This window comes from Photobacterium proteolyticum, assembly GCF_001939735.1.
Lineage (GTDB): Bacteria > Pseudomonadota > Gammaproteobacteria > Enterobacterales > Vibrionaceae > Photobacterium > Photobacterium proteolyticum.
Genome location: NZ_MJIL01000048.1, coordinates 1 through 24,535, shown reverse-complemented (window position 1 = coordinate 24,535; position 24,535 = coordinate 1). Strand labels below are relative to the sequence as shown.

23 protein-coding genes, 1 other RNA gene and 1 pseudogene are annotated in these 24,535 nt (G+C 45.1%); 13 read left to right on the top strand and 12 right to left on the bottom strand.

Going from position 1 to position 24,535, the window contains the following annotated elements; translation table 11 throughout:
• Window positions 1–96: 96 nt before the first annotated feature.
• The 4 genes and pseudogenes from BIT28_RS30330 to BIT28_RS04575 form a co-directional block, all read left to right on the top strand.
• Window positions 97–387: pseudogene (locus BIT28_RS30330) on the top strand (hypothetical protein); the annotation flags it as partial.
• 116 nt (window positions 388–503) lie between these two features.
• On the top strand, window positions 504–1,364 hold the full coding sequence (locus tag BIT28_RS04585; RefSeq protein ID WP_075762617.1) for a phosphorothioated DNA-binding restriction endonuclease: 861 nt from the start codon (window positions 504–506) through the stop codon (window positions 1,362–1,364).
• A 51-nt stretch (window positions 1,365–1,415) separates the two neighbouring features.
• Entirely contained in the window at window positions 1,416–1,922 is a 507-nt protein-coding gene (locus BIT28_RS04580; protein ID WP_139310438.1) for a hypothetical protein, read from the top strand.
• A gap of 1 nt (window position 1,923) precedes the next feature.
• Entirely contained in the window at window positions 1,924–3,054 is a 1,131-nt protein-coding gene (locus tag BIT28_RS04575; protein ID WP_075762466.1) for a DGQHR domain-containing protein, read from the top strand.
• Window positions 3,055–3,127: 73 nt separating this feature from the next.
• Here the strand turns inward: BIT28_RS04575 and dndE are convergent, their stop codons facing one another.
• From dndE to smpB, 8 genes are all read right to left on the bottom strand, one after another.
• Window positions 3,128–3,478 carry a DNA sulfur modification protein DndE gene (gene dndE, locus BIT28_RS04570; RefSeq protein ID WP_075762465.1) on the bottom strand — a complete coding sequence of 117 codons (351 nt, stop codon included), beginning with the start codon at window positions 3,476–3,478 and terminating at the stop codon, window positions 3,128–3,130.
• A 1-nt stretch (window position 3,479) separates the two neighbouring features.
• On the bottom strand, window positions 3,480–5,489 hold the full coding sequence (gene dndD, locus BIT28_RS04565) for a DNA sulfur modification protein DndD (RefSeq protein WP_075762464.1): 2,010 nt from the start codon (window positions 5,487–5,489) through the stop codon (window positions 3,480–3,482).
• Complete coding sequence (locus BIT28_RS04560) at window positions 5,490–7,256, bottom strand: DNA phosphorothioation system sulfurtransferase DndC (protein WP_075762463.1); 1,767 nt, start codon at window positions 7,254–7,256, stop codon at window positions 5,490–5,492.
• Complete coding sequence (gene dndB / locus BIT28_RS04555) at window positions 7,249–8,358, bottom strand: DNA sulfur modification protein DndB (protein WP_075762462.1); 1,110 nt, start codon at window positions 8,356–8,358, stop codon at window positions 7,249–7,251. The genes BIT28_RS04560 and dndB overlap by 8 nt, the downstream gene beginning before the upstream one ends.
• Before the next feature lie 230 nt (window positions 8,359–8,588).
• Window positions 8,589–10,616, bottom strand: a complete 2,028-nt coding sequence (locus BIT28_RS04550) for a DNA phosphorothioation-associated putative methyltransferase (RefSeq protein ID WP_075762461.1) — start codon at window positions 10,614–10,616, stop codon at window positions 8,589–8,591.
• A gap of 32 nt (window positions 10,617–10,648) precedes the next feature.
• Window positions 10,649–11,176 (bottom strand): hypothetical protein, encoded by a 528-nt coding sequence (locus tag BIT28_RS04545; RefSeq protein ID WP_075762460.1) that lies wholly within the window; start codon window positions 11,174–11,176, stop codon window positions 10,649–10,651.
• 84 nt (window positions 11,177–11,260) lie between these two features.
• Window positions 11,261–11,631, bottom strand: a transfer-messenger RNA (tmRNA) gene (gene ssrA, locus BIT28_RS04540).
• Between the two features lie 105 nt (window positions 11,632–11,736).
• On the bottom strand, window positions 11,737–12,219 hold the full coding sequence (smpB, locus tag BIT28_RS04535; protein ID WP_075762459.1) for an SsrA-binding protein SmpB: 483 nt from the start codon (window positions 12,217–12,219) through the stop codon (window positions 11,737–11,739).
• A gap of 225 nt (window positions 12,220–12,444) precedes the next feature.
• Between smpB and BIT28_RS04530 the strand changes: the two genes are divergently transcribed.
• Both BIT28_RS04530 and BIT28_RS04525 read left to right on the top strand, forming a co-directional pair.
• Window positions 12,445–12,879: an SRPBCC family protein gene (locus BIT28_RS04530; RefSeq protein ID WP_075762458.1), complete on the top strand. Its 435-nt coding sequence runs from the start codon at window positions 12,445–12,447 to the stop codon at window positions 12,877–12,879.
• The gene (locus tag BIT28_RS04525) at window positions 12,869–13,222 is read left to right on the top strand and encodes an RnfH family protein (protein WP_075762457.1); all 354 of its coding nucleotides are present in this window, start codon (window positions 12,869–12,871) and stop codon (window positions 13,220–13,222) included. Before BIT28_RS04530 ends, BIT28_RS04525 begins: the two co-directional genes overlap by 11 nt.
• Window positions 13,223–13,304: 82 nt before the next feature.
• Here the strand turns inward: BIT28_RS04525 and bamE are convergent, their stop codons facing one another.
• The 3 genes from bamE to nadK form a co-directional block, all read right to left on the bottom strand.
• Window positions 13,305–13,661 (bottom strand): outer membrane protein assembly factor BamE, encoded by a 357-nt coding sequence (gene bamE, locus BIT28_RS04520; RefSeq protein WP_075762456.1) that lies wholly within the window; start codon window positions 13,659–13,661, stop codon window positions 13,305–13,307.
• Between the two features lie 170 nt (window positions 13,662–13,831).
• Window positions 13,832–15,499, bottom strand: a complete 1,668-nt coding sequence (gene recN, locus BIT28_RS04515; RefSeq protein WP_075762455.1) for a DNA repair protein RecN — start codon at window positions 15,497–15,499, stop codon at window positions 13,832–13,834.
• Between the two features lie 190 nt (window positions 15,500–15,689).
• Entirely contained in the window at window positions 15,690–16,571 is an 882-nt protein-coding gene (nadK, locus tag BIT28_RS04510) for an NAD(+) kinase (RefSeq protein ID WP_075762454.1), read from the bottom strand.
• Window positions 16,572–16,766: 195 nt separating this feature from the next.
• On the opposite strand from nadK, the gene grpE reads away from it, so the two are divergent.
• The 3 genes from grpE (at window position 16,767) to dnaJ (ending at window position 20,764) form a co-directional block, all read left to right on the top strand.
• A complete protein-coding gene (gene grpE / locus BIT28_RS04505; RefSeq protein WP_075762453.1) occupies window positions 16,767–17,387 on the top strand; it encodes a nucleotide exchange factor GrpE in 621 nt (206 codons plus the stop codon).
• A gap of 214 nt (window positions 17,388–17,601) precedes the next feature.
• Complete coding sequence (dnaK, locus tag BIT28_RS04500; RefSeq protein ID WP_075762452.1) at window positions 17,602–19,530, top strand: molecular chaperone DnaK; 1,929 nt, start codon at window positions 17,602–17,604, stop codon at window positions 19,528–19,530.
• An 88-nt stretch (window positions 19,531–19,618) separates the two neighbouring features.
• Window positions 19,619–20,764: a molecular chaperone DnaJ gene (gene dnaJ, locus BIT28_RS04495; RefSeq protein ID WP_075762451.1), complete on the top strand. Its 1,146-nt coding sequence runs from the start codon at window positions 19,619–19,621 to the stop codon at window positions 20,762–20,764.
• Between the two features lie 98 nt (window positions 20,765–20,862).
• Here dnaJ and BIT28_RS30165 read toward each other — a convergent pair whose 3' ends face one another.
• Window positions 20,863–21,258, bottom strand: a complete 396-nt coding sequence (locus BIT28_RS30165; RefSeq protein WP_083651728.1) for a type IV pilin protein — start codon at window positions 21,256–21,258, stop codon at window positions 20,863–20,865.
• A 105-nt stretch (window positions 21,259–21,363) separates the two neighbouring features.
• Here BIT28_RS30165 and BIT28_RS04485 point away from each other — a divergent pair, with 105 nt between their 5' ends.
• Genes BIT28_RS04485 through BIT28_RS04470 form a run of 4 tightly spaced genes read left to right on the top strand, consistent with a single transcriptional unit; the run spans window position 21,364 to window position 24,293 of the window.
• Entirely contained in the window at window positions 21,364–21,897 is a 534-nt protein-coding gene (locus BIT28_RS04485; protein WP_075762449.1) for a GspH/FimT family pseudopilin, read from the top strand.
• Complete coding sequence (locus BIT28_RS04480) at window positions 21,884–22,498, top strand: PilW family protein (RefSeq protein ID WP_175577488.1); 615 nt, start codon at window positions 21,884–21,886, stop codon at window positions 22,496–22,498. The genes BIT28_RS04485 and BIT28_RS04480 overlap by 14 nt, the downstream gene beginning before the upstream one ends.
• A gap of 9 nt (window positions 22,499–22,507) precedes the next feature.
• Window positions 22,508–23,917, top strand: a complete 1,410-nt coding sequence (locus BIT28_RS29480; RefSeq protein ID WP_075762447.1) for a hypothetical protein — start codon at window positions 22,508–22,510, stop codon at window positions 23,915–23,917.
• Window positions 23,910–24,293, top strand: coding sequence for a prepilin-type N-terminal cleavage/methylation domain-containing protein (locus tag BIT28_RS04470; RefSeq protein ID WP_075762446.1), 384 nt, complete (start codon window positions 23,910–23,912; stop codon window positions 24,291–24,293). Before BIT28_RS29480 ends, BIT28_RS04470 begins: the two co-directional genes overlap by 8 nt.
• Window positions 24,294–24,535: the final 242 nt, after the last annotated feature.

Sequence of the window (24,535 nt, the reverse complement as noted above, 5' to 3'; positions counted from 1 at the left end):
AGATGGCGAAAGATGTGTAATGCTTCTTTCGCCGTATTCTATCGATAATATGGATGACTTCACACTGCAGCACCAAACATGCTTGTGACAAATTATAAAGAAAATCGGAAATACAAAGGCTGGGTGAACTCACCAAAACAAGATATTACTCAGTTTCAAACAAGCAAAAATAATTATTTAAGCTACGTACTTACTTGGTTAATTCACAGTGTAGCTAAGATCCGCGCTCTGGAGCTAAAAGCGATGTTTAGTGTGAATGAAAAAGCCGTACAAGAGATCTGATGATAACTATCAATAAGCTAGAAATCCACTACAGCTTATATCATTGATGGCGCCAAGAAGATCGTCAAGATACGGGATAAGGAATTTTTGGAGTTACTGCAGTAAGTAACTGACTAAAGTCAAAAAAAGCACCTTTTAGGTGCTATTTTTTTGTGGGTGTAATATCAAAATAGATGGGTGTATGTATAATTGGGCATATTATCAATGTGAGGTGTGCAAATTTGGACCTGCAAGAAAAAGTACAGTCAGTATCGCGCTGGAGACGTGGTGACCAACGTGCTCCTCATAAGCCCTTGATGCTTCTTTATGCTTTGTCTGAGTATAAAAAAGGGCATGAGCGGCTGTTTAAGTTTGAAAGTGAAGTTGATCAACAGGTAAAAGAATTGCTGGTTCAGTTTGGGCCTTCTCGTAAAGCACACCATCCAGAGTATCCTTTCTGGAGATTAGTGAATGATGGCTTTTGGGAAATAAAAAACGGTGAGGAGTGCATTCCCCGTAAAAGTAATACTGATCCGAAAAAATCAGAGCTTGTAAAATTCAACGTCATGGCAGGCTTTGATGTTTCATCGTATCTAGCCATTGAATCTAATCCATCATTAATTGAGCGGATAGCTTCGAAGTTAATTCAAGACAATTTTCCTGAAACGGTTCAAGATGAACTATTCATCAAATTTGGCTTTGAACTAGATACATCTTCAAAGCTGCGAGATCCTAACTTCAGGCGTGAAGTCTTAAGAGCTTACAATTATCGTTGTGCTGTTTGTGGATTTGATTTGGCGTTAGATACAGTGCCAGTTGGCATTGAAGCTGCACATATAAAATGGAAGCAGTTTTCTGGCCCTTGCCATGTTACTAATGGTATAGCTCTATGCAGCATTCACCATAGAGCTTTTGATAAAGGCGCATTTACCTTAGATAGCGATATGAAGGTGAAAATATCACCGTCTGTAGTTGGAGGCAGATTAGTTGAAAAATTGATGTGGGATTTTGATTCTAAAATGATTCACTTACCACACAATATATCTAATAGGCCATCTATACGGGAGATTGAATGGCATATTAGAGAGGTGTTTAAAAAATAGCTACACAGTAAATTTTTGGTAATGTTCAAATATATTGTTTTAAGGGATGTAATGTGTGATTTATTGAAGTATATTTGGGGGGAGTTTATAAGCCCATTTTATGATGTTAGATTTAGAATAATATTTGTTATTTTTATTTTTGCAAGCACTTTTGGCATTTATTATGAGTGTTTTAGTCCTGGAGGAGGTGTTGACTTTTTGTCAACATTTACTCCAAAGTCAATGTTCTCGTATACAGTACCACTTTTAATTACAGCCCTAATGGATGGGATTCTGAAGTTGTTTGAAAGGTATGATAATTTATCTGAAGATGAACAACAACGTGAAAATTTTCTAAATGCTATATTTCTATCATTTGGGATGATTATTGTTATGGCAATAATTATGGCACAATCACTATTACAAAATAGCCTTGTTCTTTCATCAATATCAACAGTATTTGCAATTATCATTTGGGTTTTCGTGAATTCAGCTAATCTCACCTCAGGAGTTCGTGGTGGTTATACTCCGACAGGTAACAAACCACTAAGTTCAGAATCATTAAGTAATGGAAGATAAAATGTCTAAAGTGAAAAACTTTTTTGAAACGAATGTCCTTGAAGTTCATCAACCATTTAGTACATTTTATACATTCAAAATAAAAGCTTCTATGTTAGTTGAGTTGGTGTTTTCTATGTCGGCTTATAGCCAAAATGGAAAGTTAAATGGTGTTCAAAGGAAGCTTAGAGATGATCGGATTAATCAGATTGCACTATATAGCCGTAGCAATAGAACAACATACCCAAATACAGTTATATTAAGTGCGAATTTTAAAAGTGATGGTTCATTTGTTGATGATGAGAACATTAGATGGGGTATTAAAAACGAAAAGTTAATTATTCCGACAAACAAAAAAATAGCTTCTATAATAGATGGGCAACACCGTATTGAAGGTATTAAAAAAGCAATATCTGATGGTGCTTTTCGTGATTATGATATGATTTGTTCTGTCTATATTGATCTACATTTTGCGGAACAAGCTGAAATATTTACTTCAATAAACTTTAATCAAAAGAAAGTTGATAAAAGCATAGCGTATGAACTTTTTGGCTATAATGTTGATGAGACAAACAGTGACTATTGGTCTCCTGATACTCTCGCAATATTTTTAACGAGAATTTTGAATTCTGAGTCTGAAACATCATTTAAGGGTAAGATTTATACTAGTTTTGAAGGGAGTAAAAAACCAAGTGGTTGGAATATATCAACAGCTTGTTTTGTAGAAGCTATTTCAAGTTTAATAACATCGGATGCAACTAGAGATAGATATAAAATCCATGAGTCAGGATTGTTTTTATCGAAAGGGCGTAAAAGGTTAATAGATAAAAAGTATAAACAAGTTTTAAGAGAGTTTTATATCGATGGACGAGATAGAGATATTTACTCAATAATACTTGCATATTTATCTAAATTAGACACTCTTGGATGGTTTTCTAATGATGAGTTTGTTACTACGAGAGCGATTGGAATATTAGCAATCTTTGATGTGTTAAGGATTGTTTTATCAAATATTGATTCCAACGATTATTTATTTCTTGATTTTAAGATGATGGATAAAGTTGATGTCAACGCCCTAAAGAAATCTAACTTTAATTTTTCTGGTATTGGTAGAGCAGAAGTTAGAAATCTTATTTTAAGGTATATAAGTTGATAACATAAAGTATCATTTGATAGTCATAATAATGATTTAGAAAATAATACGGCACCGTATGGTGCCGTACATACTATAGAGCTTCTGAGAAGGAAGAAATCGATTTATGATTCCTCAATGCTGCAATCCCATCCTCAACATGCGCAGCCCAAGCGGCCATTGTTTCTTTATCGTCAAGATCAGGGTAGGTCTGTTTCAGTACCAGTTCAGTCACTAACTGGGTGTCACCTAGCCATGTCACTTTATCCAGTACCAAGCTACCATCAAGCTTCTTTGCTGTTTCAGCTGAATACTTAAAGCCTGATTCAACTGAGCGGAAGAAAGCGATGCGTGAAGAAACATTAGGTGTAATTCCGGTAAATTGCTTTAGCTTTTTTAGCTGTTCTTCTGTTTGTTTATTCAATTTCATGCTATTAGGTAGCATCTTAATTTACCTCCGCAACTGCTTGTGCTTTCTGTTGCCAGAAATATCCTTCTTTCAGTCTGGATGACTTAGTGGTGCCATCAAACTGAATCTCAAAGGCATGTGAAATACCGTATTTGAAATCAACATTGTTGAAGTAGCTTTCATCGATTTCAGTATCTGTTGATAGGATGATGACCTGGTGGCTAGCTTCAGGGAAGTAATGCTGAATAAGCTTATCACGGTGTTTAGAATCTAAACGGCCCAAAGGCGTATCAATAATGATTGGTAATTGATTGCCTGAAGTTCGACCTAATGCTTCTAGAATCGAGATAGCATAAATTTGTTTTTCACCAGCAGACAGAGCCTTACGACTGATGGTATGGCCTTTTTCATCAATCAACTCAACATCAAATGATTTAGTATTGATACGTGCCGATAGCTGTAAATCTTCTTTACGTGCCAGTTTTTGATAGCTTTTAATAAATTCTGATTCAAGTTGCTTAACACGTACTTGCGTTAGCTTTTCACTGAAATCAGCCAACATAATGTGTGCATTTTGGGCGTTAGCCAATGAAGCTTCAGCGTTGTGCGCTACTTTATGCTTGTCGTGAAGTTTTTGAATTTTGCGTGCTAATTCAATTGCTTCACGGTATTTACGCTTCGCATCGTCAGTTGTTGTTTTGTGCTCTAAAATCGCTTCAGTACGTTTCTTGGTTAGAGACTTTATTGCTGCTAATTGTGATTCAAGTTGCTCTTGTTCTGGTGCGCGAGCAATATTGACAGAAAGACTTGCTATTTCTTCATCAACTATGCTTAATCGTTTACGAGCAGCATCAAAACGCGTGAATGACTCTGGTGCCTGAACGTTGACTTGAGAATAAATCTGATTGAATTCACGATCAGAAATATCAAGTAAAATGTCTGTCTCTTGTTGAGAAGCGCTTCGCTCATTTAAGCAATCTTGAATGGTATCAAGTGCTGTTGCTGCATTAGCAAGTCGGAAGCTAAGCTGCTGGCTAAGCTCATTCATAAAGCCTTGTAACTCAGCATTGAAGTTTTGAGCTTGTTTAGCTGATTTTTCTGCTTCAAGTTGAGTAAACAGGTTTGCTAGCACTGTTGGTGCGAAAGAGTAGGGTAGGTTAGCTTCGATTTCTGCACGAAGAACTTTCTCCAATTCTTTACGCTCAGCTTCTAGTTCATTTTGCTTGGATTTCTCTTGTTCACGGCTGCTTGCCCATGCACCACCACGTGAAGACAGCTCTCCTTCGGCTTTATCAATATCGGCGGCAATTAAATCGATTTTTGCTTTACAGAGCACAGCTTCATTTGCCATTGCTTTTGCAGCATTTTCAGCATCCACACGCTCTTTTTCTAACTTTTCAATTTGTGTTTTGATGTTAGCTGGCATTGCAGCAGCATCGTTACGCTTCAGGTAAATGGCAAGGTCGTTTCGAAGGCGCTCAACAACATCAATACCTAATAAACGTCTTACTGCAGTTTGTAGAACTTCGCCTGACTCATCTTCTGCAAGCTCGGCAATCTTTTCACCGTCAAAGAAGAATAAGTCGGCAATACCAGATGGAATCAGTTCATTAAGGAAGCTTTGGCATTGGTCGTAGTTCATCTGGCTTAGTTCTTCAGAATCTTTCTCAAGGACTAAGCGGTCTTTTTGACCTTTTGACCAACCTCGGGTGATTTTATATTCGCTTTCAATACCGTTTTGGCTATGTGTGAAAACAAGCTCAATGGAGGATTTACCTTCACTGATCCCGACGCCTTTATGAATAAGGGCGTCAAGTTGTTCTTGGTATTCTGCTGCTGTCATGCCTCTACCAAAGGCAGCACGGCCATATAGAGCCACACGGACTGCGGTTAGGATCGACGTTTTACCTGCACCATTTAAACCGCCAAATAATACGATTGGCGCAGGGGCTTCGTGATACTCACGTTGCTTACGAGGGGCAAGGTCAATTTCGTGCACACCACGGAAAACACGGAAGTTATTGACTACAAGGCTTTTAATGATCATTTATAGTTCCACCTTGGCTAAGCGATCCAGTTTTGCAATTTCATCTTCGTAACGTTTGATTTGGTCTTTATGGATATCAAAGTCTGATTTACTTTGCAGATCAGCATGCTTTTCTTTGATTTCTTCAAGTGAACCCCAATCACGTTTCAATAGGCTACCAATTTTCTCAAAGACACCGGTACGACGGCTTAAACCCTCAAGTGATACTTCAAGATCAAGTAACTTTTGAATCATTTCTGGTGATACATCGTGCTCATTGCCTAGTTGCTGCAAGATTTGTGCTTCTACTTCACCAAAGCTGTTGTTGTCGTTGATAACCCAATCAAGGTCTTTACCGTAAACCTCACGATAAATTTGAGGGAGTGAATCAGCCCAGTCAGGTTCGTTTGGATCGTTCAACCACTCTTGGCGAATAGCATGCAGTTCAGGTTTAGTAACAAGTGTGACCTGATAGCCTGACTGGTTAAATTCCTTTTCTTGTACCAACAATTGTCTTAGCCATTGCTTACGGAATTTAAGCATGTAAGGACCAGGCACATGATCACGTTCAGCCGATAAGTCTTGTCCATCTTTGACTCGTTGATAACTAACACGGCCTGTACGGCGCTTAAAATTACGGTAAAGAGGCTTGTTTTCTGGGATGTTGGTTTCAGCCAGCATGTTTCGGAAATCAAGCAGCGGGCGCATCCACTCTTCACCATTTTGGATTAGGCTTTCCATTGCACGGTCTTTCGTGACTACGGTACATGTCCAACAACCAAAACGAGAGTTACCACATGAAGGGGTACTGTCATCAATAACCATTGGGCATTCGCCTTGGACAGATGAATCCTTGTACAAATTCCATAGCGTCAGGTTCTTACCACCCCATGGATTTTCCCATTCAAGGTCGTAGTTGTTTGACCACTTTTTACCAATACCCATAGGTGAGATGGTTACTTCGAGACGACATGCACGAAGAATTTTCCAAACGTCATCCATGCTCCAAGTATCAATTGGTGTATAGATGAAAGCATTTGCCAAAGTTGTATGGCGAGCTAGGCGTGTGTTCTCAATTTTATGCTTCGCGATTACTTGTGCACGCGAGGCACTTTCTTGACTACGAGAACCTAGTACAACAATGACTTCGTCAAACTTCGCTACTTTATCTGTAATGAAGTCACTAACAGGGTCAATTTTCATGCGCTCAGTACACCAACGGAAACTTTTTGTTGGTGCAGGGTAGCCCTTACCTAAAAGACAAGACCAAAACGTTTGATGAGGCTTTGGCAATACTTTATGGGTTGTAATAGGCAAGCCATCACGGCGAGCTTGGTTGCCAATAGATTCTAGTGATTTATTGACGTGATCAACAACCAACGGTGTTTCAACCAATGTATCCGAGGCAACTACGTACACTTGTTTGGTGCGTTTTGATTCATCTAATGCTTGTAACGCAAGATAAACAAGCGTTACGACTGCAGAGGAGTCTTTACCACCGCTATAGCCAATAACCCATGGACGATTGTCAGCACAATATACGGCTTGAATATCATCGATGAAGTGCTTTAAAACAAAGCCTTCATGCTTTTCATGTTCACGTTGAAGCTCACGACAAAGGTTGGTGCTGCTAACGTTTCTTAATTCTTCATCTAGTCCCGCATAGTGATCTAATTTTGCTGGTAACGATTGATGATTGCTATACCGCTTAAAGCCTGCAAAAAACTCATTTTCGATATATTCAATTTGTTCTTCGTCCAGACAATCGGCTTGATACAACTCAGCCATTTGAAGCCTCACTACTTGTTATATGTTGGTTTTCTAGCGCTCTTTCATCTGGTGTCAGTGGGAGCGATAACGCGTGTTTTAGGGCATTTGTTGTTAGCATAATGTTTGTTGATGCTTTACTTAGCTTGCCATGTAGCATGCTACGGTTTGCCCAATTTGGATTGGATTTTCGCCAATCAACATCTTTCAGTCTTTTGATTGTTTGTTGCCATTCAGTTGGTTGAGCTGTGATCAATGCACAACCAAGTGAACCTAATGCGTGTAACCCTACACCATGTGCGTGAATGTAATCTTGACGGAATTGAGAGGGTGATAGTTCTTTGTTTAGTACCATCTGCCACTCAGGGGTTGCGTCGTAAACAGCTTCCCAGAATTGATTGGCCAGTGATTTCTCTTCTTCACTGAAACCATCTTTTGCACTTTTACCGAGCAGTGCTTTGTTAGCTTGCTTTAGGCTGCTTAAAGTGAATAGTTTGCCACTTTTGGAGCTGATACTGGATTTCTCCATTTCGGTAAAGCCTTTAAAGGGGGCAATGTGCTGAGCTTGGTAACGAGCAAGTTCAGAGCTTTCATCACGGTGGTCATATAAGGCACCAAGGGAAGGGCTTGGTTTTACAGCGTATTTATTTAGGTCAGCAAACATTTGCTGACTACGTTTTAACCCTTCATCGACAAAGAACAAGACAGGAATATTATCTTGAGCTAGGTCTGGATTTTCTTTAAGAGCCGCCTCAATAGCTGCGCGGCGGTGCTGACCGTCATTGATCAAAATCTGCGCATCCATTGGTACTTTTAATGTGCCAAGGTTTGGCGTATCAAGACTGGAGTTTTCTTCAAAACTCACTGTCGATGCGACTGAGACGGTTAGAGCAGAAAAGACATAGTCTTTAGGGTTTTCGACGAGATAACGTACCATCTCAGGAATACGTGATTTATTTAACGTACGCTGAGCACGAAGTTCCGGTGGAACCTCATCTTCGTCGAAGACAAAAATCTTAGGGATTGTACTTAGTGGGCAAGTGGCGATGTAGAATGGCTTTCCTGCTTGTAGCCCCCGAACAGCAGGGAAAGAAAAGCAGTAGCCGTCTTGTGCGTTTCTCATTACTCACCTTTTGACGTTATTTTTGACGTAACAATCATTATAGTACGTTATCCAATAACGTCACTTTCGTCATTTCTAACGTGATCGTTTTCTACCAAGGTGCGTATTTTAGTGGAGATATAGCAGAATTGCACGTGAGAATTCCGTTTGGAAAACACGCTGTCAATCTGACTATGTGCACTTGTAGATGGTAGGGAAAGGGAGGCATATATTGTGGCGTAACAGTAAGGTTATTGGTTTAATCTAGTGATTTTATATCCACTAACTCTCCTGCACTCTTCTTGTAGTCCTTGTTCAAACTCACCACGTGTCATGTTTCTTTCTTCGTTGTTGCTGATTCCTAAAAGCTTGGCTAACCGTTTATCAAAGCTACATTGCTTATTGTAGAGGGTGAAGCATTCACTGATGTACAAGCTCTTATTCAATAACGGTGGCCTACGCTTTTCATCTACATAGTCAAAGAAGTCGATATCTTGCTCTGCCATTTTGATTTTGATGCGCTCTACAAGAAAGGGAACTGACTTTTCGAAGTCGTCATAGACCGTTAAGCTAAGCTTTCCAGATGTGATATGGATCTTGACCAAGTCAATATCATCATTGAGTTCACCATACATCTGCAGTCCTGCACCTACATAGGTACGTAGGAGTAGGGGAAGTTCATCAATGTAATCTCTATGGAAGATCAGTGAGTGGCTTTCATTGAGGAGGCTTGCGGGTATGGTTTTATGGGCTTTCTCACACAGGCTTTTAATCAGGCTAGTATCAGCAATCGAAAATAGAAGCTCGGTAGCAAGGTTAATCACGGTTTTGTAGTCACCAAACAGTGCCTTTATGTCTCTCTTCAGTGGCTCTGGCTGCTGGGTATAGGGCTTCCGTTTTTCAAATAGCCCCATTGCAAAGTAAAGTAATAGGTCTTCTTTCCTACTTGTTTCTGCTTGTTCGAACTCTTCTGTGTCGAACATCTCTTGCAGTAAACCAAACACCTTTTTGTGTGAGCCTATTAGCTCACGCACTTTCTCTGAGTTTTCAAATTCATCATTCGCTGGTATGCGACCTAGCTCTAAGCAAGTATTCCAAAAAGCATCGAATAGTGGCTGGTTTTGAGTAATAACTAGCCTTGCTCTGTCTTTGGCTTCAATTGGAGTAGGTGAGGTCAGTTGTTGCCATTTGTGGTGACGCTTGTACTTACTTTGCAAGTATTGTTGTTCTTCAAGCTTGTCTTTAAAGATGTAGAAAATGCCAGGGGCCACAGCGATTACATCTTCTTGTAGGCATCTTTCGACATAGGCTTTGATTTCAGATTGCGCATAATATTTTTGAAAGGTGTTACGGGAGGTAATAACTCCGTCTTTATAAGGCGTAAACTGAGCAATGAAATTTTCATTTGCTAGCATGACAGACACGACTAGAAACTTATCAGCCAGCTCCCATGCGCTTAGTAAAGCATCAAGGCGCTCGTCTTGGTCTTCAATGACATTGAGTACAAAGCCTAAGTTGACGATATCTGAAGTTACTTTTTCATTGTCAGGTTGAAAGTTTGGATCCCAGCCTAGAGCGTCTAAACCGTGAGCTTCCAGCTCTCTTAAATCATCACCTCGACCGCAACCATAATCAAAAATGGAGTACGCTCCTTCAAGGAAACCATGCTTTATTAAGCTTTTCATAGGAGCTGACAGTTCATGACGGACGATGGCTGTTTTATGGCGGTCTATCCCGTTGTCATTGGTTTGTACTGTTACCGCAGAGCTACGAAATAATCGACCATCAACAAGCTCGTACCCGTGGCGGGCTATTAGGTTTTCCCAAGAGCGCTTAAAGCCTATCAGGCGGCTATTTTCGTATAAGCCGGCATTTTCGCCTTCTTGAGTGAGTGAGATAAAGTGTTGATAGTGCTCGTTATCAGATAGCACCATTGTCTCTTTGCGGTGAAGGATAGGTGGGTTTTCTGAACTTTCATAACTAGTGATTTTATGGCTTAGTTTTGCAAGGTCTACATTGAGGCTTTGTTTTAGTTCTGGGTAAGATTCTGTATAAAAACCAGGGTAGTGCAGTAGTGATAATCTAAAATCTTTCTTAAATATTTTAACTAGATTCCACTCAGAATCATTAAGGCGAAGCGCTTTCGCTACTGCTGGGATAAACTTCGCAAGCTCGTCAGGTATAGCTGAAAATGCATCTCGGTGAAGATAGAGTGCATCAGGAAGTTGTTTCCCAACTTTTACTTGTGTGGCGAGCTGTGAGAAAAGTTTTGCATCCATGTCAGTAACCTGAGTTATAGCGTTTTTAGTTATTATAAATCATCAAACAAGCTTACTGCGGCTAAACCTTTCGCACTCTTTTTGTTAACTCTAAGTCCATCACTACGAGTACGACGAATTAGTACATACTGAGTATTTTCTGGGCCAATGCTGATGTGTAGCGGTTTGTTTTTACCGTAAAAGTAAAGCCTATCGAAGGTTAGGTGCTGAACGATGAATTTTGCGACTTCATCCATTCGGTTTTCATAACCGCTTACAAGAAAATCGCAGGCTGCGCCATCTCGTTTACAAATGCGATTACCACGGCTATTTGTTTCCAATGATGCATGTTGATCAATATCAGGAGCTATATCTCTAGGACTGTTGTTCAAGATAAATCTGAGTAAAGCGTGGCTAGTAAAACCGTACGTTATCTTAATTGTTCCTAGGTGATGTTCTATTGGCATGAGTAGCTTAGCGCTAAGCAAGCGGAGTTGGTGAATTGAAGCTGGATTGGCGGAGTTATCAAATGTGTATTGCGGGTGCTTTACAAGGTGCCAGTTTAGAAGTTGCTCAAGCATGGATATACTCCTGCTGATAACAAAACATAGGTATGAAGCAGATACAAAAACGGGACATCCGAAGATGTCCCGTTTCCAAACGTTTGGTGGAGCTGGCGGGAGTTGAACCCGCGTCCAAAACCAGTCTAACCAGAGGCGCTACATGCTTAGTCTGTCTTTATTCTCGTAAGTGCACTGCGAACAGACACGCTATGCAAGTACATACCAGAATTCATATTTCGCGGTTCATCTCTCTAGTCAAAGATTCCCTCGCTATCTCGTTTGGGTTTGAACCCCTGTTATTCCCCGTCTTACAAGCGGAAGCTAGGGCAGGAGCGCTCTCAGCAGGGTATTAAGCTGCTAGTGCGTAGTTTTCGTCGTTTGCGACTATTTTTTTGCGGCTTTTTTACGAGGCCAACCGCACCTCGGCATGCTCCCAAAGCCTTCGTGATCCTGTCGAATCCTAAATCAGCCCCAGAGTTCGATCGATGGTAACAGAAAATGCGATAGGGTCAACATAAAACCCTGTTGAATCGGCTCTTGTGGAGAAAAATCCACCACTTAGCCGGTTCGGCATCTTCTTAGCGCATGCTGCTCTTCATAATACGTGCCTTGTCGCGCTGCCAGTCTTTCTGTTTGGAGTCGGCACGCTTGTCATGAAGCTTCTTACCGCGCGCTGTACCTACTTTCAGTTTAACCCATGAACCTTTCCAATACATAGAAAGTGCCACAATAGTCTGGCCTTCGCGGTTGACGGCGCCCAACAGCTTGTCAATCTCGCGGCGCTTAAGCAGGAGCTTGCGGGTACGGGTCGGATCGGCCACTACGTGGGTAGAGGCCGCATTAAGCGGGGTGATGGTGACCCCGGAGATGAAGGCTTCGCCGTTGCGCAGGAACACATAGCTTTCGGAAATGTTCACTTTGCCAGAGCGGATGGCTTTGACTTCCCAGCCCTGCAGTTCCAGGCCTGCTTCGTATTCGTCGTCAATCGCATACTCATGACGCGCTGATTTGTTTTTCGCAATGGTATTGCTACCCTGCTTGCTTGGTTTTTTCTTTGCCATAGATATTTTTTTCACTCTTTTGCAGTCCCTGCCGGATGAGATTATCGGCAGGTCGAAGTGCAATAATCACAGACCTGATTGGCTAATGTCTCAGGCACGATTTGCACGAATTTTGGCTAATAGCCGAGTAATGGTATCATTGCCCCACCTCTTCTCCTAGGTTTTGGCTGCTAAGTCGCTAAATACTTGAGAGTTGAGGCACTTGTTATGGGTAAAGGAGAAACTATGCCTCAGATTAGTCGCTCTGCACTGGTTCCTTTTAGTGCACAGAAAATGTTTGAACTTGTTAATGATGTTGAGTCTTACCCTGCGTTTTTGCCGGGCTGTTCCGGCACTAAGATATTAGAAAGTTCTGACGAGCATATGATGGCATCTGTCGATGTATCCAAGGCAGGAATCAAGAAAACCTTTGTCACCCGCAATCAGCTGATTGGCGTGAATAAAATTGACATGCAGCTGGTGGAAGGCCCTTTCCGGCGTCTGGTTGGCGGCTGGCACTTTACCGAGCTTGATGCCGAGGCATGCAAGGTCGAACTGAAGCTTGATTTTGAATTTACCAACGGGTTGGTGGAAGCGGCGTTTGGCAAGGTGTTCCGCGATCTAACCAATAATATGGTGAATGCGTTTACCCAACGAGCCAGAGAAGTGTATGAGTTCTGAAGAAAAGCTGATCCATGTCGAGGTGGTGTACGCGCTGCCTCAGGCCCAGCGTGTGATCAAGCTGGCGATCACCCCTGATACCCAGGTTCATGAGATTATCGAGCAGTCCGGCGTGCTGGAAATGTATCCGGAAATCGACCTGAAGAAGAATAAGGTGGGTGTCTACAGCCGTAATGTGAAGCCCAATGCGACGGTGCACGATGGCGATCGGATTGAAATCTACCGTCCGTTACTGGCCGATCCGAAAGAGATCCGCCGCAAGCGCGCCGAACAGGCCAAGCAGGAGGCGCTAGACGCCAAGGCAGCTGAAGCAAAGGAATCCGAAGCTAAGGCCACTGAATAAAGCCTTATTCTTGTATACCGGAATTAATAAAAAAGCTCGCAGATGCGAGCTTTTTTTGTGGTCATCACTTATTTCAGTGGTATCAGTTAATCGGATCCATAAAGTTTGGTCCCGACTGATAGTCACCGGATAGCCCAGTGAGTTTGTTCTGGGCATCAAAGGTGAGCACCAGGTTCTTCTGAATGGCTTCGTCATGGCCCGGCTTGTGGTAGTAGACGTAGTACCAGGTATTTGGATATTCAGGTTCTACCAACATTGGCGATCCCAGAACATAGCTCACCTGTTCTTTGTTCATACCGTAACGCAGGGTATTGATGTCGTTTTGATCAAGGTAGTTACCCTGATTGATATCAATTCGATAAACCAGCCTTTCAACGACTGAACAACCACCTAACAGGCTTACTGCTAACGTTAGTGCAGCAATGTTTTTCCAACTCATAGCATCCCGGCAAATTCGCTTTTACTGCTGCGATGATAAACAAGCTCTGGGCAGAAGTAAAAAAGCGGTTAAGAAAAAAACTGTAATTGAGACTGTGAGCTAGCTAATTAGTTGCATCACGGCTTAAGTTTATTTCAATAATACCGGTCTGAACAATATTCTGTTTGATATCAGGCCGCAAACAGCAATTCTTTTGCGTTGGCGAGCGTTCTTTCGGTGATTTCGCTACCGCCCAGCAGACGGGCCAGCTCGGAAACCCGGGCTTTGTCATCCAGCGGGTACATGTTGGTCTCGGTCTGGCCTTTGGTTGATTTCTTGGCAACAAACATCTGCTGGTGGCCGCAACCGGCAACCTGCGGCAAGTGAGTCACACACATTACCTGGGTCGATTCACCCAGTGTACGCAGCATCTTGCCGACGATAGCGGCGGTCGGGCCGCTGATGCCGACATCCACCTCATCGAAAATCAGGCTCGGGGTTTCGACTTTTTGCGCGGTAATTACCTGGATGGCCAGGGAAATACGCGACAGCTCACCACCGGAGGCGACTTTGCCTAGCGGCTGCAACGGCTGGCCGGGGTTGGTCGAGACCAGGAAGGTGATGTTGTCAAAGCCTAACGGGCTGAGCATCCCTTCGGCATCGCTCTGGATATCAATTTTGAAAATACCGTGTTCCATGCTCAGTTCATGCATGCTGTTGGAAATCTTCTTGTCGAGCTCCTTGGCGTAACGCTGGCGGCTCTTGCTGAGCTTTTCAGCCGTGGCGAGGAATTTCTGGCGCTGGAGTTCAACCTGCTCGGCCATCTCTTCCAGACGCTCGTCACTGCAGTCCAGCTCTTCAAGCTCTTTCAGCAAATCCTGGTGTTTCTGGTATAGCTCGTTGGGCATTACGTAGTGCTTGCGTGCCAGTGACATGATTTTAGCCAGACGCTCTTCAAGGTAGATCAGGCGCTGCGGATCCATATCCAGGTTGTCTAGGTAGCAGCGAAGCTCCTGGCTCGCTTCCTGAACCTGAATAATGGCCTCTTCCAGCATGGCCGGAATGGTGCTCAGGTTGCTGTCTAGCTCACCAAGGGTAATGACCTGCTGGCTGGCCATTTGCAGCAGTTGCAGGGCGTTGCCTTCATCGTTGTCATACAGTACGGAAAGTGCGGTCTGGCTGGAAACGGCCAGCTCGCCGCTGTTGGACAGGCGCTTGTGCTCTTCTTCGATCTCGGCAAATTCGTCTTCGCCAAGGGCCAGTTCATTGAGCTCTTTGACCTGATACTGGATCAACTGTTTCTGCGCTTTGTTCTCTTCCCGGTTCTGGGTCAGGCGCTTCAGCTCGTTATTGGCCTGGCGCCAGATCTGGTAGGCCTTGCGGGTTTTTTCCATCAACAGGTGATGACCGGCATATTGATCCAGCATTTGCTGCTGATGCTCGGCGCGCATCAGCTGCTGGTGAGCGTGCTGACCGTGGATGTTGATCAGCAGCTGGCCGAGGGCTTTCTGCTGCGAGGCCGGTACCGGGCTGCCGTTGATAAAGCCACGGGAGCGGCCTTCTTTGGTGATCACCCGGCGCAAGATGCACTCCTCACCGTCGACGAGTTCATTGTCTTCCAGCCAGCGGCGGGCTGCCTGGTTGTTCTGCAATGAAAAAGCGGCCGAAATCTCGGCTTTGTCTTCATTTGGTCGCACCATGCTGGCTTCTGCCCGATCTCCCAAGCATAGGCCGAGCGCATCAATGGCAATAGATTTACCTGCGCCTGTTTCACCGGTAATGGTGGTCATTCCCGGCTTCAGTTCAAATTCAAGGTTTTTGACAATAGCAAAGTTGGAGATCGTCATATGTGCAAGCATGTGTTCACCTGTTTAAATCAACACCTGTTTTTTCATACAGTATATACTGTATCTATACACAGTAAAGATACTGGGTGAATTTTTTCTCAGAAAGTTTGATGTGAGTTAAGGTGATGAATTGCAAACACAAAAAAGCCAGCGCAATGGCTGGCTTCGCTCAGAAGAGAAAGGGCCCAGAAGGGAAAGGGGGTCAGAACAGCTTGCTTGACCAGCCCAGCTTTCCTCGCAGCACGTTGTAGTAGCTGTAGTTCTTCGGGTGGATCAGCTTGAGGTGGTCCGGGCTCTGGTAAATAAGGATTTCGTCACCGGGGCTGACCGGCAGGGAGACCTGTCCGTCACAGCTGACCTCTAGGGTACTGCCGTTGGTCGGTGAAACCAGCAGCTTGATCCGGCTGTTGCCGTCAACCACGAGCGGGCGGCAAGACAGTGTATGCGGGAACATCGGCACCAGAGAAATCGCATTGAGGCTCGGCGACAGGATAGGGCCGCCGCCGGATAACGAATAGGCAGTCGAACCTGTCGGGGTCGAGATAATCAGACCGTCAGAGCGCTGAGAGAAGGCGAAGGTTTCGTCGATGTACACTTCGAACTCAATCATGTGGGCAATCTTGTCCGGGTGCAGCACGGCCTCGTTCAGGGCGGCGTTGCGGCTTTTGATTTGCCCGTGACGGTGCACTTCGGCTTCCAGCAAGAAGCGTTTTTCGGTGATGAATTCGCCGTTCAGTACCTTTTCGAGCTCCGAGTCGAAATCGTCGGGGGCAAGGTCGGTCAGAAAGCCGAGGTTGCCACGGTTGACGCCGATCACTGCCACATCGAAACGGGAAAGTACCCGGGCGGCACCGAGCATATTGCCGTCACCGCCGACGACGATGGCCAGGTTGGCTTTGTCGCCAATTGTCAGCAAATCGCATAGTGAGGCTTGCGGGACGTCCAGATCGTTAGCCAGACGGTGATCGACCAATACTTCGTAGCCTTTGTTGTTCAGCCAGTCGTACAGACTTTTGTGGGTTTGCAGGGCGTCAGGGTTTCTCGGCTTACCAATTAACGCGATTGTCTGAAAAATGCGCTTCATGTCCTTGATCCGACAAATGATAGTGGAGCCAGTATAGCGCTAGGTTTAGACACTTGTCGCGCTTTGTGAGCGATCTCGGCTTGAATCATTGAACTTCATCCCCATAATATGCGCATGACCGTTTTTTAAGGGTGGGAACTGTGTGTTTTTTCCACTCCATTGACGAACAATAAATCTTGGCGGAGAAGCGAACGCATGAGCAACGAAGAGAAAAAAGTACAGGACGAACAGCTGCAGCAAGACACTGTGAATGCAGCTGAAACTGAATCTGCTGAGGAACAAGTAGTAGAAATGATTGCAGAAGAGCTTCAGGCAGCACGTATTGCTGAACTTGAAGCGGCTCTGCTAACCAGCGAAGCGAAAGTGAAAGAGCAGCAAGACAGTGTATTGCGTGCTCGCGCTGATATCGACAACATGCGTCGCCGTACCGAGCAGGAAGTTGACAAGGCACGTAAGTTTGCCCTGAACAAGTTTGCCGAAGAGCTGCTGCCGGTTATCGATAACATGGAACGTGCGATCGAAATGTCAGACAAGAATGACGAAGCTATTAAGCCAATGCTTGAAGGTGTCGAGCTGACGCTGAAGACAATGACGGATACCGTCGAGAAGTTCGGCCTGAAGCAAATCGACCCTATGGGTGAAGCGTTCAACCCTGAGTTCCACCAGGCGATGTCTATTCAGGAAAGTGCCGACCATGAGCCGAACACGGTTATCCTGGTTATGCAGAAAGGCTACGAGCTAAACGGCCGCGTTGTGCGCCCTGCAATGGTAATGGTATCTAAAGCTGCAGCGGGCAACGTTGATACTCAGGCGTAAGCTGAGCGGCTAGGATCGGAAAACCCGCAATTTTTAAGCGGTTTTTTATTTTTTTGAATTTTTTTTCGATGTTGCCCTTGAAAACAAAATGGCTGCCCTTATCTAGTAGTCATACGACATCGTAAATCAATTTTCTGCGGCTGAGTCCGCACCGCTTGCCCCAATATGACTTCGGGCAGGTTAGTAGAACTAAACGAATTTCGGAGAAAGCCTGATGGGTAAAATCATTGGTATTGACTTGGGTACAACTAACTCTTGTGTAGCAGTACTTGATGGTGAAAAACCACGTGTAATTGAGAATGCAGAGGGTGAGCGTACAACGGCATCTGTTATCGCTTACACCCAAGATGGTGAAACGTTAGTTGGTCAGCCAGCTAAACGTCAGGCGGTAACTAACCCTGAAAACACACTATTCGCTATCAAGCGTCTGATCGGTCGTCGTTTTGAAGACGAAGAAGTTCAGCGTGATATCGAAATTATGCCTTTCAAAATTGTTAAGGCTGACAACGGCGATGCATGGGTAGAAGCGAAAGGCCAGAAAATGGCTGCTCCTCAAGTATCTGCTGAAGTACTTAAGAAGATGAAGAAAACGGCAGAAGACTTCCTGGGCGAAGAAGTGACTGGCGCAGTTGTTACTGTTCCTGCTTACTTCAACGATGCTCAGCGTCAGGCAACTAAAGATGCCGGCCGTATCGCAGGTCTTGAAGTTAAGCGTATCATCAACGAACCAACAGCAGCTGCACTGGCTTACGGCCTAGACAAGCAGGGCGGTGACCGCACTATCGCTGTTTACGACCTTGGTGGTGGTACATTCGATATCTCTATCATCGAAATCGATGAAGTTGAAGGCGAGAAGACGTTTGAAGTTCTGGCGACCAACGGTGACACACACCTTGGTGGTGAAGACTTCGATAACCGCATGATCAACTACCTGGTAGAAGAGTTCAACAAAGAGCAGGGTATCAACCTTAAGAACGATCCTCTTGCGATGCAGCGTGTTAAAGAAGCTGCTGAAAAAGCGAAAATCGAACTGTCTTCTGCACAGCAAACTGACGTAAACCTACCTTACGTTACTGCTGATGCAACAGGTCCTAAGCACATGAACATCAAAGTGACTCGTGCGAAGCTTGAGTCTCTGGTTGAAGATCTTGTTCAGCGCTCTCTAGAGCCACTAAAAGTTGCTCTGGCTGATGCAGACCTGTCTGTAGGCGATATCACTGACGTTATCCTTGTTGGTGGCCAGACTCGTATGCCAATGGTTCAGGCTAAAGTATCTGAATTCTTCGGCAAAGAACCACGTAAAGACGTGAACCCGGATGAAGCTGTAGCGGTTGGTGCGGCTGTTCAGGGCGGTGTTCTTGCGGGCGACGTGAAAGACGTTCTACTGCTAGATGTTACTCCACTATCTCTTGGTATCGAAACCATGGGTGGCGTAATGACTAAGCTTATCGAGAAGAACACCACGATTCCTACAAAAGCGAACCAGGTATTCTCGACTGCAGAAGACAACCAGAACGCGGTAACTATCCACGTACTACAGGGTGAGCGTAAGCAGGCGAACTACAACAAGTCTCTTGGTCAGTTCAACCTTGAAGGTATCCAGGCAGCACCTCGCGGTATGCCTCAGATCGAAGTTACTTTCGACCTTGATGCCGACGGTATCCTGCACGTGTCTGCGAAAGACAAGAGCACAGGTAAAGAGCAGAAGATCACTATCCAAGCTTCTGGCGGCCTGAGCGATGAAGATATCGAGAAAATGGTACAAGAAGCAGAAGCTAACAAAGAAGCGGACAAGAAGTTCGAAGAGTTGGTAACTGCACGTAACCAGGCTGACCAGCTAGTACACGGTACGCGCAAGCAGATCGAAGAAGCGGGTGAAGCACTTCCAGCTGACGAGAAAGAGAAAATCGAAGCCGCTGTTTCTGAACTAGAAGAAGCACGCAAAGGCGAAGATAAAGAAGCGATCGACGCGAAAGTTCAGGCGCTAATCGCAGCTTCTCAGAAGCTAATGGAAATTGCTCAGCAGCAGGCTCAAGCTCAGCAGGCACAAGCTGGTGCTGGTGAAGCTGGCGAGCAGCAAGCTCAACAAGACGACAACGTTGTTGACGCTGAGTTCGAAGAAGTTAAAGACGACAAAAAATAAGATAGTTAATTCATAATCTTATTTTCGCGCGGGCGTTGGAGGAATACTCTTGCGCCCGTAGCTGTATTCAGGCAGGTGACAGTTAAGTATGTCTAAACGTGACTTTTACGAGGTTCTTGGCGTTGGCCGTGACGCGTCAGAACGTGATATTAAAAAGGCCTATAAGCGCCTTGCGATGAAGTTTCACCCCGACCGTAATCAGGGTGATGAGCAGGCTGCAGAAAAATTCAAAGAAGTGAAAACCGCTTATGAGATCCTGACCGATCCTCAGAAGAAAGCGGCATACGATCAGTATGGCCATGCTGCGTTTGAGCAGGGTGGTATGGGCGGCGGTGGCGGCTTCGGCGGCGGCGCTGACTTTGGCGATATTTTCGGTGATGTGTTCGGCGATATCTTCGGTGGTGGCGGTGGCCGTCGCGGTGGTCAGCAGCGTGCCCAGCGTGGTGCTGATTTGCGCTACAACATGGAGCTGACACTGGAAGAAGCCGTTCGCGGTTGTAGCAAAGAGATCCGTGTTCCTACTTTGGTTCACTGTGATACCTGTGACGGTTCCGGTGCCAAAAAAGGTACGTCAGCGACAACCTGTGGCACCTGTCACGGTCAGGGCCAGGTGCAAATGCGCCAGGGCTTCTTTGCTGTACAGCAGACCTGTCCGCACTGTCACGGTCGCGGTAAGATCATCAAGGAGCCTTGTGGCACCTGTCATGGTCAGGGCCGTAAGGAAGAAACCAAGACTCTGTCTGTGAAGATCCCGGCAGGTGTTGATACGGGCGACCGTATCCGACTATCAGGCGAAGGCGAAGCGGGCGAGTTTGGTGCACCGGCAGGCGATCTGTATGTACAGGTTCATGTTGCCCAGCACCATATCTTCGAGCGTGATGGCAGCAACCTGTACTGCGAAGTACCTGTGAGCTTTACCATGGCAGCCCTGGGCGGTGAGGTTGAAGTACCGACCCTAGACGGTCGCGTTAACCTGAAAGTGCCTACTGAAACCCAGACTGGCCGTATGTTCCGCATGCGTGGCAAAGGGGTGAAATCAGTACGTGGCGGTACGGTTGGCGATCTGATCTGTAAGCTTGTGGTTGAAACGCCTGTTAACCTGAGCTCTCGTCAGAAGGAGCTTCTGCAAGAGCTGGAAGAGACCCTGGGTGGCTCTGCGGCAAAGAAGCATAAGCCTAAATCAGAAGGTTTCTTCGACGGCGTGAAAAAGTTCTTTGATGACCTGACTGGTTAATCACTTGACTGGTTAAGCACTGGTGAACGCCATGATAAAAGCCGACGTAAAGTCGGCTTTTTTGTGCCTGCATTTTACCGGTGTTCTATTAATCTTTCTTACCAGCAATCACCGCTTCCTGATGCAGAGCCCACACCGGCAGCGTTTAAATAAAGCGTCCCGCATGTATCATCTAGTTTGGGAGTGGCTGATAACTTATAGATATTGGCCTCGGTACCTGAGGTTGCACCGTAATCGTACCGCTTCAGATTGAGATTGCAGCCCGGACAGCTGGTGTTATCGACAGCTGCCGGATAACTGCCGTTGGTGGTGTATTGTTCTTCCATCCATAGCAGCAACCGGACGAGTCCGGCCTTGGCGTCCTCTCGATAGCTTTTAGTGACATGATCGGTATAGGCCGGGTAGGCGAACGCACTGATAATCCCGACAATGGCAACCACGACCAATAATTCGATCAGCGTCATACCTTTTTGGCAATTGTGAATCTGGCTCACCACGATCTCCTGAAGTGCATCGCTAACTCATTGATATAAAGTAAGGCTATTGTTCTATAGTGATAATCTATATGCAATTAAATTGGTATTAATCAAGGTGATTGCATGCGAAGTTGGGTATCACATCAAGGCTTTACTCTATTGGAGTTGCTGATAACTCTCTCTGTCATCACCGTCTTGCTGACAACGGCCGCGCCGTCTTTTACATCGACGCTTGAGCATTACAAGCTCAGGCGCTTGGCCAATCAGTTGGCGACCAATTTGCATTTGGCGCGTACCGAAGCTGTTCGCACCAACCAGACTATTTATGTTCACAATATCAATATGAGCTCGTCGACAAATTCCGGGTGGTGCGTAGTAATGACATCAAATGCCGCTACGCCCGGCGGATGTTCTGCCTCGGACTGGACACAGGCGTTAGCCGTGGTTGATGGCGGTCAGTTCCCTTCGATTTTAATTAGCAGTAACAGAAACTACAGTTCATTTGATGGAGCCCGAAGCATGGTAAACCAAGGAATGACCTATGAGTTGAAAACCGATGGTATGACGGCGGATCAAAGGATTGAAGTGATAGTGAGTAAAAAGTCACGAATTAGGCGGTGTAGCAAGAATGGAATACCGGGCTTTGAGTCCTGCTAACTGCAAGGGGATGACGCTGATTGAGAGCCTTGTCGCCATGGCTATTGGTATTCTGGCTTTATCCCTCATGGTCTCGACCTTTTTGAGTGGTACCCAAACGGCGGTACGGGTTTCTGACGGTTCGTATTTTTTCCACGAGTTCTATGATGTTTCACGTTTTATCCTTGATGACATGCGAAGAGCCGGCCATGCAATAAAAGGTACCCGTGAAGGGCTGGTAAAGTGGGCTGGCGCGGCTTCGGAGCTTGAGATCTTAGAGTCAGGCCAGTGCATTGCCTATGCCTATGAGTTTGACGACTCGGGTACGGAAAAGGTGCGCTATTCCAGTGTGTATTTCTTTGCGGCTGGTAAGGCTATACGTTTGTACACCCTTGAGGAGACTATTCCCGTCGCCGCAGCAAGTGTACCCAATGTAACCGAGGCTTGTGGTAAGGGGGGAGATCGTTGGGGGGAAGCAATCACAGACAATAAGAGTATGAAGGTCAATGCTCTCACTTTTGACGGCAGTGCTTCACCGCTATATGACGTTGTGATCCAAGCACAGTCGCAGTTTGATGGTCATGATGAACAAATGGCGTTCAAAGTTCACCGGATGAACTAAGGAAAAAAGATGAAGCGAGTGAGCCGAACTTTAGGCTTTTTAACGTTAATGGTGGCTGTCCTCTTGTTGTTGATCGGCAGCTATGCATTTTTCGAATCCGCCGATACCAGCCTTTTTCTTATCAAGCGTTTCCAAAATACCCTGGCGGCCAAGAAGCTTCACTGGGCTGCACAGGGGGGACTGGAATGTGCGTTTGCCGTGAATAAACAAAACACCGGGGTACTTCCCCCTCTGCAAAGTTATAGCGATTGTGAAAAAGAGGTCTTGCCCGTTGGCGAGCGGGGGAGGCTTGATTTGCAAGTCACAGCAAGTCAGGTAAGTGGTAGTCCCTCGTTGTATAACCTTGAAAGTAAAGCATCAGAAAGTAATGGAAGAGGTAAGCGCAACATTTCCAAGAATATAGAAGTGACTACGAAGTCCGTGATGCCCGGAATATTCAAGACTTCTTCCATGCTCCAACTGACGGGCGATTTTGCCTTGCTCCCGAATAAAAACACCAAGGATGGGAAAAACGAGTGCATTACCATGGTGGTAAAGGACAAACATAACTTTGTGCATAGCGACAGTACTGCAAACTCAAAGTTGATTATTCGTGACAATGATGGGTATAGCGAAGGTCAGGTTCCCCCCGGCGTCGATCTGGCTGCACTAAATAACAGCGCTAAGCTTGGTAACTTTTCCTGTGCGCCCGGATATCAGAGCTTCAATATGGTGGGGACAAGAGAGGGGGAGTACCTCGCGAACGATATTGATGAAGACCCGGCAATGGATATGTTCAAAGACTTGTTTGGGGTAACTAGAGATAAATGGAAAGAAGTGCGGGATTCACAATTTACGGGGAGCCATGCCGCCATCATTAATAAAGATAACACCGGTGTGATGGTTGAAAACTGTGCCGATAAAATTAATGAGGCTTATAAAAATGGTGCTAAACGTATCTGGATTGATGGTAGTTGTAATCTAGGGAGTAGTGACAAACCTGCAACAGATGGGATGCCGATAGATTTGAATACGCCAGCAGATAATAAAGCAGACATGGAAGTGATGATCGTTGTACGCGACGGCATTATTTATTCGGCAGGGCAGGTGGGTATTTCAGGGCTGGTTTATCAGTTTAAGACTGGAGATAGAGCGGATAGCGCGATGACGGCTGATATGGTTACCTCTTGTGAGAAGGCAGGATTTTGCTCGAGTTCTGATCATAGTGCGCCTTATAAAAATAAAGCCTTCTATACTCACGGCGCCCTTTATGCGTTTGGTGGGCTGGCAGTGGATATGCCTGATTTAGTTTTTGAAGTGTTTGGCTCGCTCTGGGCGGAATACGATATTAGCAAGTGGCAGGGGATTATCTCTCCGGGAGGAGGGGCGACACCCGGTGGCAGCGCCGTTAAATGGAAAGAAGGAACCTGGCGTGATTAGTTATCAGCAGAGAAGGAGTTACGGCTTTTCGCTGGTGGAAGTTGTCGTTGCCATGTCTGTCGTGGCTATCGCGACTCTTGGTTTGGTTAAAATGCAAACTTTCCTTGAGCGTAAAAGTGAGTATGTTCAGATGGGGTTGGTAGCTTTGCAGATAGCTGAAAATGACATGCAGTATGTTCAGAGCCTGAGTTTTTCCTCTATCTCTGGTGCCAGTGGCAGTATTAGCCGTGCTGAAGGGACTTATGATTGGGTGCGGACATATAAATCAGTAATGTCAGGTGATGCGAAGCAATTGCAGACTACTGTGACATGGTCTGATAGGCGGGATGAAAAGCAAAGCTTGGCATTATCAACGATGCGAACCAAGTTTAATTAGCTCGAGTCTTGTCTCTGATTTATACAAAAAACAGGGTCGCTGTATAAACTTTGTTCGCTTGGTGTTTTTTTCTTAAAAAAACTATTGCCTCTTCCAAATATCTCCCTATAATTCGCTTCCGTTGTCACGACAAACTACTCGTTAGAAAGTCGAGATAACAATGTTCTTTAACAATTTGACCATGCAATCTGTGTGGGCACTCGTGAAATGAATAGTCAAAAAAGATTATATCAATGAAACTG